Source organism: Pseudomonas fluorescens, assembly GCF_001307155.1.
Lineage (GTDB): Bacteria > Pseudomonadota > Gammaproteobacteria > Pseudomonadales > Pseudomonadaceae > Aquipseudomonas > Aquipseudomonas helvetica.
Genome location: NZ_CP012830.1, coordinates 5,968,969 through 5,982,587 on the forward strand (window position 1 = coordinate 5,968,969; position 13,619 = coordinate 5,982,587).

The 13,619-nt window shown below is 61.8% G+C and carries 18 protein-coding genes; all 18 read right to left on the minus strand.

Annotated features, from left to right (window positions below; translation table 11 throughout):
• Position 1: 1 nt before the first annotated feature.
• The gene (locus tag AO353_RS27295; RefSeq protein WP_054597778.1) at positions 2-1,534 is read right to left on the minus strand and encodes a phage tail protein; all 1,533 of its coding nucleotides are present in this window, start codon (positions 1,532-1,534) and stop codon (positions 2-4) included.
• A complete protein-coding gene (locus tag AO353_RS27300) occupies positions 1,531-2,136 on the minus strand; it encodes a phage tail protein I (RefSeq protein ID WP_054597779.1) in 606 nt (201 codons plus the stop codon). The genes AO353_RS27295 and AO353_RS27300 overlap by 4 nt, the downstream gene beginning before the upstream one ends.
• Before the next feature lies 1 nt (position 2,137).
• Complete coding sequence (locus AO353_RS27305; protein WP_054597780.1) at positions 2,138-3,019, minus strand: baseplate assembly protein; 882 nt, start codon at positions 3,017-3,019, stop codon at positions 2,138-2,140.
• Entirely contained in the window at positions 3,016-3,342 is a 327-nt protein-coding gene (locus tag AO353_RS27310) for a GPW/gp25 family protein (RefSeq protein WP_054597781.1), read from the minus strand. The genes AO353_RS27305 and AO353_RS27310 overlap by 4 nt, the downstream gene beginning before the upstream one ends.
• 5 nt (positions 3,343-3,347) lie before the next feature.
• Positions 3,348-3,575, minus strand: a complete 228-nt coding sequence (locus AO353_RS27315; protein ID WP_054597782.1) for a hypothetical protein — start codon at positions 3,573-3,575, stop codon at positions 3,348-3,350.
• Between the two features lie 57 nt (positions 3,576-3,632).
• Positions 3,633-4,196 carry a phage baseplate assembly protein V gene (locus AO353_RS27320; RefSeq protein ID WP_054597783.1) on the minus strand — a complete coding sequence of 188 codons (564 nt, stop codon included), beginning with the start codon at positions 4,194-4,196 and terminating at the stop codon, positions 3,633-3,635.
• Entirely contained in the window at positions 4,193-4,705 is a 513-nt protein-coding gene (locus AO353_RS27325) for a hypothetical protein (protein ID WP_054597784.1), read from the minus strand. The genes AO353_RS27320 and AO353_RS27325 overlap by 4 nt, the downstream gene beginning before the upstream one ends.
• The gene (locus tag AO353_RS27330) at positions 4,698-5,363 is read right to left on the minus strand and encodes a hypothetical protein (RefSeq protein ID WP_054597785.1); all 666 of its coding nucleotides are present in this window, start codon (positions 5,361-5,363) and stop codon (positions 4,698-4,700) included. The genes AO353_RS27325 and AO353_RS27330 overlap by 8 nt, the downstream gene beginning before the upstream one ends.
• Entirely contained in the window at positions 5,360-5,674 is a 315-nt protein-coding gene (locus tag AO353_RS27335) for a head-tail joining protein (protein ID WP_054597786.1), read from the minus strand. The genes AO353_RS27330 and AO353_RS27335 overlap by 4 nt, the downstream gene beginning before the upstream one ends.
• A 2-nt stretch (positions 5,675-5,676) precedes the next feature.
• Positions 5,677-5,901, minus strand: coding sequence for a hypothetical protein (locus AO353_RS27340; protein WP_054597787.1), 225 nt, complete (start codon positions 5,899-5,901; stop codon positions 5,677-5,679).
• A gap of 1 nt (position 5,902) precedes the next feature.
• Positions 5,903-6,931 carry a major capsid protein gene (locus AO353_RS27345; protein WP_054597788.1) on the minus strand — a complete coding sequence of 343 codons (1,029 nt, stop codon included), beginning with the start codon at positions 6,929-6,931 and terminating at the stop codon, positions 5,903-5,905.
• A 12-nt stretch (positions 6,932-6,943) separates the two neighbouring features.
• Positions 6,944-7,294: a head decoration protein gene (locus tag AO353_RS27350; protein WP_054597789.1), complete on the minus strand. Its 351-nt coding sequence runs from the start codon at positions 7,292-7,294 to the stop codon at positions 6,944-6,946.
• Positions 7,295-7,306: 12 nt separating this feature from the next.
• Positions 7,307-8,539 carry a S49 family peptidase gene (locus AO353_RS27355; protein WP_054597790.1) on the minus strand — a complete coding sequence of 411 codons (1,233 nt, stop codon included), beginning with the start codon at positions 8,537-8,539 and terminating at the stop codon, positions 7,307-7,309.
• A 2-nt stretch (positions 8,540-8,541) separates the two neighbouring features.
• Positions 8,542-10,152, minus strand: a complete 1,611-nt coding sequence (locus AO353_RS27360; protein ID WP_054597791.1) for a phage portal protein — start codon at positions 10,150-10,152, stop codon at positions 8,542-8,544.
• A 2-nt stretch (positions 10,153-10,154) separates the two neighbouring features.
• Entirely contained in the window at positions 10,155-10,370 is a 216-nt protein-coding gene (locus AO353_RS27365) for a hypothetical protein (RefSeq protein ID WP_054597792.1), read from the minus strand.
• Between the two features lie 10 nt (positions 10,371-10,380).
• Complete coding sequence (locus tag AO353_RS27370; RefSeq protein WP_054597793.1) at positions 10,381-12,270, minus strand: phage terminase large subunit family protein; 1,890 nt, start codon at positions 12,268-12,270, stop codon at positions 10,381-10,383.
• 43 nt (positions 12,271-12,313) lie between these two features.
• Positions 12,314-12,838 carry a terminase small subunit gene (locus tag AO353_RS27375; protein ID WP_054597794.1) on the minus strand — a complete coding sequence of 175 codons (525 nt, stop codon included), beginning with the start codon at positions 12,836-12,838 and terminating at the stop codon, positions 12,314-12,316.
• A gap of 131 nt (positions 12,839-12,969) precedes the next feature.
• Positions 12,970-13,308, minus strand: a complete 339-nt coding sequence (locus AO353_RS27380; RefSeq protein WP_054597795.1) for a phage holin family protein — start codon at positions 13,306-13,308, stop codon at positions 12,970-12,972.
• Positions 13,309-13,619 lie beyond the last annotated feature (311 nt).

The following is a 13,619-nucleotide window of genomic DNA, read 5'->3' on the forward strand; positions in this document are numbered from 1 at the left end:
ATTAAAACCCTATCGCAATATAATCAAGAAGATAGTTAGTGTTAGATCCTCTCTGAAGTGTTGCACCGGACTTATCCCGACCGATATGCGTATAAGCGGCAGCCGTTCCACTCCACCCCGTTAAAATCAGGGCGATACAAGCCACCGGAAATGACACGGGAAACGTTAATGGTAAAGATGCGGCAGTCGATACGTTGTTGATGTTTCCTACCTTAATCGACAAGCCAGGGAGTTGCTGACTTGCGGCAGAAACCCCAAGAACTGACGCGAAGTCTGCGTTACTCCCCAGATCAGCTGTTGAATTGACGATTTGCCAGGTTCCTACCCCAGCAGCAATGAGAATTAGGCTCTGCCCGAGCTTCACTGCAAAGGTTGAAAGGGCGCTGCCGAGCGGGCTGTTAATGCTTGCCCCAGCCCCAGCCGCCAGCGTCACCCCAACACTGGTGGTAAAGATGAGAACCGCCACACCATTAGGCACGCCAAGGCTGGCCGGGGTAGGTAGTGTCAACGTCAGTGAGGCAGCGGAAGGCCAGATCGCCTTGCCGATATCGGCTACTGTGAGGCTTCTGGATGCCGGAAATGGGGAAAACCCGGAAAGGCTTCCCAGCGCCCGCTGTACGAACTCGGTGGTCGCCAACAATTGCGAGCTATTGAACTGCGGCGGCGTGTTCGCCGTGGGGTTGATCAGCGCCGGCGAATTGATCGGCGCAAAACCCTGGGTCACGTTCTGGAACGTCAACGGCGTAGTGCCCAGGACAATCACCCCATCCGTGACCAACTGCCAACGCGTGTCGGCCAGCGTGGTGCCCTGCTCGACCGAAACTAGCAGCGCCGAGGTCACTTCGGCATTGCTGTCGGCATCCGCCGCACGAGCCCACACGCCAGCCGCCGCGATGTACAGGCCGTTGTCCTTGGCGACGGCTTGGTTTTTCACCAACACCCGATCACCGGCCGCTAACACAACGCCATCAATGGTCAGCAGGCCCGCCAGCGCGATGTTGGCCGTGGTGGCCACCCGCACCGACTGTTTGATGTCGAGCTTGTACAGCTCTTCCATGATTCGCATTTCGACGAACTCGCGGGTAGCCAACACCACGGACGGGTCAATCTTGAGCGTGATGTTGCCGGTGCTGGACACAATGAAATTCATCCGCACCACTTGGGTACGGCCGGAGCCTTGCGACAGGACCGGCTTGAAACTCGGCGCACAGTTGGCCACCGCCACCAGATCCCCGTCCGCGTCGTACAGACCGATTTCGCGAATCCAGTGCCCGCCCTCGTCGGCCGGGATAATTTGCTCGGCGATGATCACCGCCGGGTTGATCGGGTCAACCCGGACCTGATTCAGTGGACGGCGGCGCCATTCGTTGATCAGTTTGGTTTGCGCGGCGCTGGGGATAGGGTCGGTGTTGTTGGCATCACCCACGCCCATTTCGGTGAACTTCCAGGGAATGCCGAGCGCGTCGGCGTTCGCCTGCTTGGCCATCCCCACGTTCGTAAGGATCGCGAAAAACTGCGAGTTCTGATCAATCATGAATAAATGTCCAGGGTGTCTATGGAGTGTTCGCGCCCGACCACGCCGATAGTCCCGGTGACCTCGATGTCACGCATGACCGGCGGGTAAACGTCGATTTCATCGCCCTCGTACAGGGCGACACTGATATTCAAAGCGCCTTGAGTTTCGAGGCTGATCGCCAGCCCCGTCAGGTGCCGCGTGACGGGCTTGGCGTCGTCAATCAGGCGCTCAAGCTCCTGATACATTTCTTCGGTGATACCGGTGTCGAGAACGCCGACCTTTAGCGCGAAGGTGCCGGGGATGCCTTCCGGCACCGTCTTGAACCACTCGATAATCTCAATCAGGTAGCCCAGGGGCTCGACCACACGGCGCAGCGCGCCGATGGTCCCCTTGTGGGCATGGATGTAGTAAGAGGCCTTGATGGCGGCGCGCTTGGTCGCCTCGGTCCATCGGTAGTCCCAGCGATCCACCGACCACGCCCACGCCAGATGCGGCAGCAAATGCACCGGGCAGGTATCGGCGTTGTAGAGGTCGCGCAGCGGGATAATCGTCTTCTCGAAAAACGCGGCCTCCATGGCCCGTTCCAGTTGCGTGCTGTTGATCGGCAGTAGGCTTTTCATGTCAGCCCGCCAGCGTCACGGTGTAGCCCGTACAGAACGCCGCCTGGGACTTGGTCGGGGCCAGGTCCTGCCAGCCGACCAGCTCAACCCGGGAGACGCCGGCAACGTGCAACTGAGCGTCTACGCCGGACCGTGCCACCTCAACGCCCAGCCTTCTGCGCGGATTGATCCAGGCCGCCAATCGGCTTTTCGCCTCGACCAAACTGGCATCTGCTTCGGGGCCGGCGCTGGCCATGTGCAAAATCGCGTTGATTTGGTAGCGGATCACTTGCGCGCTCTGCACCGTCACCCGATCCCCCACCGGCCGTACGTCGTCGTCATTCAGCGCAGCCGCCACCGTGGCCAACAGCTCCGGCGGTGCCACACCTTCCCCATCCAAACCCAGCACCGTTACCGTAACGTAACAAGGCGCCGGGCTTTCGGCCGTGGCATCCGCCACTAACCCCGAGGCGTTACGCGCGTGCAGGATGTAGCTGTTACGCGGGCCGGCCGTGGTCAGCCCCTCATAGGCCAACTGGATACGCTCCCGAAACGGGTCGTCATCCTCCTTGACCTCCGGCACCGGTGGCACCGCCAACAGATCCGCGGCTTGAATGACCAGGCGCTTGAGATTGACGTTGGCCCCCAAGTGATCGAGGTCGCCGCGTATGGCATGCGCCAGAAGCTGCGCCTTGGCCGCATCGTTGACCCGGGCGCGGTTGCCAACCTTGTTGTAAGCAGCGACCTCCAGCACCTTAACCACCGGATCACTTTCAAGTGCAGCGGTCCAGTTGCCCCCCATGTACCCGCGAAAAACCCCCAGCCCTTCCTGATACACCTCTTCGAAGTCCAGAGGCTCCAACACGGTCGGCGCCGGTAACGACGACAGATCCACGATACTCATACGGCTACCTCCAGCGTGACGCCGTCGCCCCGGTACTGCCCGACGATCTTCAGGTTGATTTGCCCGCCGATAACGGAAAGGACGCGCACTTGATCCAGTTTCAAACGCGGCTCCCAACGCCCCAGGGCGCGAGCGACTTCAGCCTGTACGGCGCTTTTCCAGCCCTCGTTAACGGGCAAGTCAACAAACCGCCGGAGCTTGCTGCCGTACTCCGGCCGATGCCGGCGGCTGCCCAACGGCGTGCCCAAAATGTCTGTAACGGATTGGCGCAAGTGCGCGATGCCGGAAATGGGTAGGCCGGTGTGGCGATCCATTCCGATCATCTACATCACTCCTTGAGCGCTTCGAATTCTTCGTTGGCTTTCAGGAACTTGACGGCATCAAGGTCGGACACCGGAACCTCTACAACCGCCTTGCTCACCGGCAAGGTGCGGTCGGTACCGGGAACGATCAGCAGCCGCGACGTATAGACCTTGTCGCGGAACCTCAGCAGCTCCGGGGCACCCTCAGGGGTCACCTGCTCATCGGTGGCAGGTGTTGCGGCGGTCTTGGCCATGTCTCTTTTCTCCAGGCATGAAAAAGCCCGCACTAGGCGGGCTGTCGTGGGTTGAAATTAATGCGTGTGGTGGTTGCTGTTGCCACCGGCGTCGATGATCGCGCCGGCACTGGTGATGCCTTTCGTGACGTGTAACGCACCGTCGATCAGCACCGCTGCTTTCAGGTTGATATTCCCGGTCGTTACGGTAACGGCGCTATCGCTTACGACCGCTTCCGTGCTGGCGACTTTGATGGTCACCGTGCCGCTCGGCAGGGTGATGCTGTAGCTCTTGGCCTGCCAGTCGTAAATGAGCGACCCGCCATCATCAAACCGCCAAACCTCCACATGGTCGCGGTTATCCGGCGGCGAGCCAGCATTACCGTACAGGCCCGGGATAAACGTGCCTTGTGATACGTCACCACTGACACTGACCAACGTCCCCTGCTCGCCCATGGACGGCGCCCGCCAGTGCCTGGCCTTGCCGGCGGCGATGCTGTGCCAGCGCACCCAGGCGCTGGTCCACTCACCATCCGAGACGCGACACGCTGGCGGGGAGGCGGACAGGTCTAAGCCGACCACATAACAATCCTTGACCACTCCCGCGAGCATGCGGTCATGCTGGGCGCTTACATAACTCACTGCAGATCCTCCGGGTTAAATGAGCCGTCGCCCGGGGCGATGTCAATTACCAGCGAGCCAGGCGGCTCCTCCGGCCATGGCCATTGCTCGGCACCGAGGTAAATCTGCTGCGTCCACTCCACCAGCCAGACGGTGTAGCCATCTAGTGCCGGCTGGGTCCAGTCCTGCTGCGCTTGTACGAACTCGGCGGGATCGACCGGCAACCCCCACGTCTGTGCGCGCAGCAACACGGCGAGCTGGGTCGCCAATTGCACTGCCTGCCGTTGATGGTGCAGCTTGATCGGGTCGACGATGATGCGCGCCTCGAACTTGCACACCAACGTGGTTTCGCCGGTACCAATGTCGGGACCTGGCTCGATCTCGGCCAGCTCCAGAAACACCGCCGGCAACGCAACGCGGTCCGAAATGTTCGGCCATACCGTCACGGCCTGCACGCCTGGCAGATGGGTCGTCAGATGTTGTTCAACAGCCTGATAAAGCTGGTCCAGGCTCAAAGGCTCGTCAGACATTGCCTATCCTCTTGAGGTACTTCTGCAACTCAAAGTTGAGTTCCTGTTTCAGGATCTCCAGCAGACGTTCATCGGCCTTTTGAACCCAGCTTTCAAAATGCGGTCGGGCCTGTTCCAGGGAAACCTTGGCCTTGGCCAGTGGGAACCGACTGTCATGTTCGGCAATCCAGCCCGAACTCGCCCCACCTCGCGCACTCACCGTGCTGTCGGGGTAGTCGTCGGTATTGAAATGCTTGCTTGCCGTACGAATCCAGATGTCCGCACTGTTGCCATAGACCTTCTTGTAGAAGGCCCCCTGATAACGTCGACCCGCCACAGATACGCCGGAGTTGCTCTGCCGTGCCCGACCGATCCGACTCGCCTCAATGGCATTGAGACCGAACCACAGCTTGCCGCTCATAGCGCCGCCGATGACCGGGTAAGCACGCAACCGCTTACGTACGGCCGCCACGGCGATCCGTTCCTGCCGACCGACAGCGCGGGCAATGTGCGTACGCAGCCAACCCAGAGTTTTGTTGATCGCTCGACGCTGGGCAACGGCAGCCGCCTTCGGCACTAACTTGGCAAAGTCCTGGAACGCTTGCAGATCCGCTGCAGAAGTTTGCAGCGAGATCATTCCGCCGCTGGCCGAAGACTTGAAATGACTGCCGACGCTCATGCCTTCGCCCTCAATAGCAACGCCACCCAGCCGGTGCCGTCCGGTTCTAGTTTCACCAGGTCATAGGCGCCGCCACCGTCCTGCACCGGCAGGTCGATGACCACCAACTGACCCGGATCAATCCCTGCGGCATCGCTGACGCGGACCTCGAACTGCGGCTCCCGCAGCGCCGTGTTGATGCGCCCCATGCGCGGCTGCAGCCAGGGTGCCGAAAAAAAGCCGGCAATCTCGCGACCGCCGACTCGCCCAACGTCGCCCAGGCCATCCAACACCAGGGCGTCCATGTCGTCGCTCAACTCCCGAAAGCGCACGATTACGCACCGTCGTCAGAGCTGTCGTCGGTATCACCGGCACGGCCCCGAGTTTCACGCAGCAGCTGCTGCGCCAGTGGTTCCTTGATCGGAACGATGCGACCCTCAGCGATCAATGCGTCCGCCACCTCCTTGTTTGGTGGGGTGTACGGTTCGCCCTTCACCACCACGGTGCGGCCATCCTGCACGCAACCGTCGATCACCAGGAACTCGGCTTTTTTGGCCATGTCACACCACCTTGGCGTAGATGAAAGCGTCGGGCTCCAGCAGGCCGGCCAACACTGCGCTCTGCAGCTTCAGCCAACGGGCGCTCGGCTCTTGCGTCACCCAGCTTTTCGGGAAACGCGCCGCCTCGACCAAGCCGCTTTCTACCGCTTCCAGATCCTGAATGGCGCCGTACAACATAGCGTTGCGCGTCGAGGTGGAACCGAGGATCAGCCCACCAGCCGGAATCATCGGCTGCTCGTCGTCATCATCGTCCAGGTACCACTCGTCATAGCCGTAGAGGTCGACGCCCGGATCGTTGAGGTAACCCAGGTAGGTCACGCCGTCCGGCAGTTCCTCGGGCTTGATCAGGCCCATGTCGACGCGGCGGGTATTGAGCTGCTTTATCACCGTCGCATTCGACTGAAACGCATCCAGGGCTTCACCGCTCATAGCCACGGTGCTGGCCGTGCGCCCGGAATCTTTGGCGATCTTGCGCTTCCAACCACGCAGATTGGCAATCGGGTCGCCATCGGCAGTGCCCCATTGACCGCTGCCCAGGCTGATTTTGTGGTCGCTGGCCATCAGGAAGTCGATGGAGTCGTCCACGCCCTCACCGATCACCCGCACTTTCCCGGTGGTCAGCGCTTGGGCGCACATCCACTCTTCACGACGGACGATCTCGTCATCAAGGTCGCGCAGATCCTTGCCCAGCAGTTGTCCGGCTCGCTCCAGCGGAGTGCGCGAGGAAAACGGGTTGTCGCCGGCTGCACGCTTGAGCACCAGTTCGGCGGTGGTTTCACGCTTGGGTTGGATATAAGGCGGCGTGTAGTTGCTGGTGGTGTAGCCATCGCGCAACGACACGCTGCCCGGCAGACGTGGGTGAACGAACGGCGCCATCTTGCGCTTGCCCTTGATGATGTCGATGTCCACCGTCTTGGTCGGAAACGTCACCGGACTGCCGCCATTGAAGAAGGTGTTCATCAGAAAGCGTCGTGCAGTCGGCATCTGCTCGACCGCCTCCAGCATGGTACGGGTATCAAAAATATCCATCGGAAGCTCCAGTTAGCGAACGAACAGGCACAGGGAACGCAGCGCGGCTTTCGCCTGCGCCAGGGTGAGGCCCTCGCCGAGAATGAGTTGGTGGGCCAGCACTTCACCAGTCAGACGAATCGGTGCCGCCTGGGCGCCCTTGCTGGTGTCGGTGGCCTGGTCGAGGATCGCCTTCGGTACCTCGGAGCCGTCGGTGGCCGCTGCCGTGCACAGCACGTATTCGCTGCTGGCTTTGACCTGACCGAGGACAGCGCCACGGCTAAGTTTCTGCCCTGTCGCAATCACGGCGCTGTCGATCATCACCGGGAAGGCACCGGCCGACAGCTGATCGGGGATGTAGGTTTGGCGTTCAGGGTTGCTCATGAGGTTCTCCAATCAGCGGCGCGAGGCGCCCTCGACGATGGCGTTGACTACGGCTTTGCGTTCGCCTTGATCATTGTTGCCGGACGGGGTGGAAGTCGACGCGCCAGTGGCGTCGGACTTGATCGCGCTCAGGGAAATGCCGCGATCCTGCGCCGCCTTAAACAGTTGCAGTGCAGTGGCCTCGACCGACGTTCCGGCATCGATGGCAGCGGCGATCTCGGTCTCAAAGCCCTTGCTGGCCATCGCATTGATGCCGGTGATCCGCTGCCGTTCGGCGGTTGCGCCTTCTTCGCGGCTCTGGGTGCGGATGCTTTCCAGATCTGGCTGGCTGGCCTGAGCAATCTGGATGCTTTGCGGATCCGCGCCGGCGGCCAGCGCCTCACGCAACTCCGCCGTGCTGCTGACGGTGGTCATGTTGAATTTCCTCGGTTGGGTTGCGGCCGGTTTGGCCAGTTCGGTAATCAGTGTTTCAAGGGAGCCCAGGCGGTGAGCCAGGCCGGATTCGACGGCGGCGGCGCCAACGCGTAGACCACCAAAGTCGCCCATCTCGGGTACACGTTCCGGATCCACGCCCAGGTTGCGAGCGACCTTGGCCACGAACACGTCGCCCATGGCGTCGACTGTTTCGCCGACCTTGGCCCGGCCCTCCTCGGTGGCCAGATCCACGCGCTTGTTGGGCGCGTTGCGGCTGACGATCTGGTAGCGCTTGCGACCGCTGGATGCCTCACCCTCTACGACAGCCTCGACCACGACGCCGATGCTCCCGGCGAGCGCGGTTTCGTCGATGACGATCTCGCTGGCCGCTGAAGCGATCCAGTAGGCTGCGCTGGCTCCGGTGCCTCCGATGTAGGCGACGATGCGTTTGCGGTCACGGGCTGCATGGATGTGATCGGCCAGCTCGTTGATGCCGGCAGCCACACCACCTGGACTGTCGATGTTCAGAATGATCGCGTTGACCTTGGGGTCGTCCAGTGCCGCCTGCAGGTCGGTGGCCAGCACTTGGGTACTGGTCGCGCCGCTGATTTCGGTGAAGAGATTGGCGTAGCGAAACACAGGACCGACTACCGGGATGATCGCCACCCCGTTGCGGACGCTGACGCTCCGGCTGTTGTCCAGCCGCATGCCGGTGCGGGTTTCCAGCGCCGCCGGGTCGCCCATCCGGTCTGCAATGGTCAGCAGGTTGTCCAGGGCGCCAGGCAGCATCAGCCAGGGCTGCGAGGCCGCCAGCTCAAATGCGCGGGGCATGGTTATTCCTCGTTGGGGTTGTTGGGCGGCGGCGTTTCCTGTTCGCGCCCTTTGGGCAGGACGTGCAAACCGTCCGTGCGGCGTTGCTCGACTTCGCGCACGCGCTGTCGGTACACCTGTTGCCACGGCTCGCCGGTCATCGCGGCGGTTTCCAGCGTCTCGTTGCTGACGCCGATCTCGATGCGCTTGCCGGCGGCGTTGGCTTCCTTCAACTCATCAATGGCGCCGCGTGCCGGACCGATCCAGATCGCCTGGCAGTACGCCTTGCGCTTGGCTGGTTCTGCATAGCCCGGCAGCTTGATCAGTCCCCGCGCCACGGCCTCATCGATCAGTAGTTCACGGCTGGGCTGGCAAAAGTCGCAGATCAGCCACCAGCGGCGCAGGCTGTAGAAGCGCCACGCCTGCAGCATCGCCGCACGGGCCGCGCTGTAGCTGCTGCTGTAATGCAGCAACAGTTCTTCCATCGGCTGCTCCAAGGCCGCGCCGATTTCCTTGACCACGGAGGTAAAGAACGGATCGAACTGCGCATTGGGGCGTGCTGGGTTGGCAATCACCGGTTCCTCGCCCTGCCCTAGATCGACAATGGCGCCCTCGCCCAGAGCCAGTTCGCCATCGGCTGTGGTGTCACCACCAGCCCCATCACCTTCGTTGGCGAGCGCCGTTAGCGGAAGGTTGGAAACCTGAAAATCGTTGGTTTTCTTGATGAACACGGTGAACATCGCCGAGATCACCGCCGCCATCAGTTCGGCACTGCTGTAGCGCTCCAGTTTCTGCAGAGGCTCCAGCACCGGAGCCAGATAAGGTGCACCACGCTTCTGGCCGGGCCGCTCCTTGTCGGCCATGACGTGCATGACCCGCCGACGACCGGTGGCCTCACCGAATGCCGGCAACCGCTCCCAGCGAAGGGACTGTCCTGCGGTGAACTCATTGGGATATCCGGTGCAGACGTGATAAGCCAACGGCGCGCCGAGCCGGTCGAACTCGACACCGTCCACCAGGTTGGTGCCGTCCAATTGCCCAGCCGGATTGCACACTCGATCCGATTCGATCAACTGCAGGCGCGTACTGAACACGCAGCCCGGACGCTCATCGTCGGGACTGGCAATCAGCACGTCACCGCAGACCATCGACGAGATCATCACCAGCGCCTGCAGCTGGTAATGATTCAAGGTCGCTTCGGCATCGCATTCACGCGGATCATCGGCGTACAACGACCACAGCCGGTCGAGCTGTGTGTTCAGTTCGTCCGCCTGCTGCTCGCTGAGGCCCAGCGCGTCGTGATCGATCTGCGAGCGGCAGACCAGCCCGGTGCCGACGACGTTGGTGCGCAGGCGCGTGATGGCCGCCCGAGCAATCAGATGATTGCGCATGGCGTCCCGCGAACGGGCTACCAGCATGCGCCGTTCGTTCTGGTCGAGATCCCGGCGCGGGCTACCCAGACCGGGAATCCAACTGGCCATGCTGCGCAGCACGCGGGAAGCGCCGCGCCAGCGGGTCTCGACACCGCCCCCGCCACCTTGGGCGACGATGGGCCGGGCGCCGGATGCCGATTTGGCGAGCCGGATGGCCTCGCGCATCAGCAGCTCGGCTGGGTCCTTTCGAAAGAAGCCCATAGTCAGATCGCCATGTAAGAGATGCGGTTACGGCCACGGCCCTGTTGCTGGGCTTGCTCTAGCGCGACCTCCTTGGCGTACTGCTGTTCCAGCAAGCGCAGACTGTTCAGCTCGGCGCGATACAGTTCGCGATCCGCACGACGCAGGCGCTGGCCTTTTTTCAGGACGTCAGAGATCGCCGCCCGAACTTCTGCGAGGCGCTGTTGTGCGTCTGTCATGATGGTTTCCTTAGTAGCCCGCTCGACTGCGGGTGCCCCGCCCGCGAGCCACTGCTCGGCGCGGTACCGGTGCGACCGGTTGTTCGGTGTTAAAAAGGGTTGGCTGCAGCAGTTGCTGCTCCAACTGGTCCCATTCGTGATCGCGCAGTAGGTGGGTTTTGAGGCTGCGAGCCGCGTGCAAGGCATACACCTCGCAGTCGAGCGCTTCGTTGCGCCGACCGGCCTTCTTCTGCCAGACCATCTTGCTGGGGTTGCGCGGGTGTGGGGCCAGCACTTCGTTGGTGAGCTGCTCGTAATAGTCCGAGCGGATCTCGCTGTACCAGTGCATGCGTCCCGGCCCGACGCCCTTGAGCCGAAGCCGGCCATCGATCAACGTCTTGGCCTTATGCGTGCCGACTATGTGTACCCGCAAGCCGTACTTCGCCGCCTTGGTGTTGTCTTGCGAGGTGTCCACCGACTGTGGCGGCTTGGTGAAAATCTCCTTGTCGCGACTGTCGACGGATGCACCCTTGATCGCCATGACGTTGTAGCGCTGGCGATCCCGCACGTAAGCGTAAACCGCATCGCTGGTGTTGCCGTCCGAGCTGTCGATGCTGACCGCCGATACCGCCAAGTGCGCGCCGCCGTCGGAGGGAATCGGCTGGGAGATGACCCGGTCCAGCTCCTGCCAGACACTGTCATGCGGGTCGATGGGGTTGCCGTGAAGCTCGCCCCAATACAGCCGCCAAGATTCTTCGCCACGGCCCCAGCCGGTGATGACCAGTGCCAGGCGGTCGCCTTGCACGTCGACACCGACAGTGATCATCAGCACGCCTTTAGGCGCCGTCAGTTCGGTGTAAGGCTCGGCGCGTTTCTCCAGTTCATCGGTCTTCGGCGCGTCGCTCTGATACTCGTAACTTTCGCCCTTCGAGCTGTTGACGAAGGCGATCATCGGGCCGATGTTTCCCTGCGCCGCTGCGTGTTCGGCCTGGAGTTTTTTCTCCATCAACACCTGAAAGCGCGATCCCCAAAACGTGGCGTAAAGCTCGTTGAGGATGTAGCCGGCGATGCCGCGAAACTCAGCCGTGGCCGACCAGCGACCGTGCTTGAGGTTGGCGTTTTTCTGGTTGTCGTCCCAGATCGCGCCACAGTGCGGACAGGAGTAGAAGCTCTTCTCCGGCCGTTTCTTGCCGTACACCTCGTGCAGATAGGCCGGATCCTCATCGCAATGCAGGTTGTCGAAGCTCAGCGCGTGTTCCTGGCCGCATTCGTGGCACGGCACCAGGCCGACGCGCTTGTCCGACAGCTCCAGCTCCGCATCGATGGCCGACAGGCCTTTGATGGTCGGAGTGCCGCCGATGATGATCTTGGAGCGGCGAAAGGTTTTCAGACGCTCCTTGGCCAGCTTGATACTGTCGCCCTGCCCGCGCAGGTTGAGGTTGCAGTCGTCAGGTTCTTCGATGGCCACACGCGGCACCGGCGTGGACTTCACGCTGGCCGGGCTGTTAGAGCCAACCATTTTCAGGAAGCCACCGGGAAAGCGCTTAAAGTCCTGACGCTGCTGCAGCTTGCGGCTGCGCAGGTCGACTTTCTTGCGCAGCCGTGGCGTGGCTTCGATCATCGGTTCGAGTTTTTCACCGACGTATTGCTTGGCGGCCTCGGCCTTGGGAAACAGCACCAGGATGGGGGACGGATCGATGTCGATCCACTTGCCCAACGCGTTACCCAGGACGCCCGACGTCCAGGCCACCTGCGCCGACTTGCGGCCGACAATTTCACTGACCGCCGGATCGTCCAACGCTTCCAGCGGGCCACCAGGCCAGATGAGGTGTGGCGTCACGTCGAATCGGTATTTGCCGGGGCGAGCCGCCTCTTCTGGTGCGAGCCAGCGGTACTTGTCCGCCCACTCGATGATGCTCATGCGTGGCGGTGGTGCCCACTTGCGGCAAGCGCCGCGTAGCGCGCTACTCGCCGTCTTCCTCAAAGCCCTCCGGATTGTCCGGTTCGTCAGGATCTCCAGCTGACTGGGCATCATCCTTGTCATAGTCAGACAGCCTCCGCAGGATGGATTCGATGGGGTCTCTGATCAGTTGTTCATCCACTTCCACGCCATAACGCGCCGACAACTCCGTGGCCAGCGCGTCAGGTAACGTATTGAGCAACTCGACTTTGGCCGAGGTGATCATGGCCTCGAAGCGCTCGACCAGGTCGGCGGCGATGACCACCTCGCCCAGATCCTTGGCCAGCGCCAGCTCTTCGCGGTTGGCCCTAACCCGGTCCAGTCGGTCGCGAGAGGATTCTTTCTTGCCGTTGAGCGAGGCCTGATGCATCAGCCACTGGATCACGGCTTCGGTGTCGTACTGGTTTTCGTTGCCCCGCCCCAGGCCAAACTCGATCACCGGCATGCCGTCGTTCTGCCAGCGGGACAGGGTGCGTTCGTCACGGCCAACGATCTCACTCAAGTCGGCCTTGCTGACTGTCCTGCCCATATCTAACCCTTTGAAAAGACGGACATCCCTGCAAGATTCTCAGCTGCAGAGAATCCGCGAGTTCGATGACCCGTGTAGGGGGCGCCCCTCTGGGAGGACCCGGAAAAATCGGCTCCCGGCCGGGGCACCGCCTAGGTGTGGTCGGTCGATGCCGACTCAGAAACGCCCAGCCGCTTGGCGGCCCAGCGTTCGTAAAGGCCGATGGCAACATCGGCGCCGGCCATCGCCGTCAGGCAACCCAAGGCGCCCGCCGTCCAGATCGTCATGCCGGCAGCGATCATCAACATCATCGCCGACACCCCGCAGACAATGCAGGCACCGGATCGAAGCGCGAGCCTTCGCAACAATGCCCAGCCCCGCGCCCCATCCTTGTCGGCCCGCCACATCTCACCCGATACACCACCGACCAAGGCCAGGACGATTACTAACCAGATCGGCATCTCTGCCAGCGCTTGTTGCTCGTTTGTCATCGCCTACCCCATAAACGCAAAAACCCGGCGCAATGGCCGGGTTTGGTGGTGTGGTGCCTGCCGCTCTCTGCGGTCGCACCTATCGAAGATGACTACTTTTTACAGGTCGAATTTCCTGGCAGCAACCCCACTTTAATGCCACCCGGTGAATAAGTGGGTAACACCGGGTGAACGCCTAGCGAATGTCGGCGAATATCCCACCCCGGCATTCTGTTGTTCCGGCGTTGTCCCATATGTCCCATGCTTCAAAATTGCTATGGGACGCCTGAGAGCGCCTAAAATCGGGGCTTTGCCCCATTGTCCCATCTGTT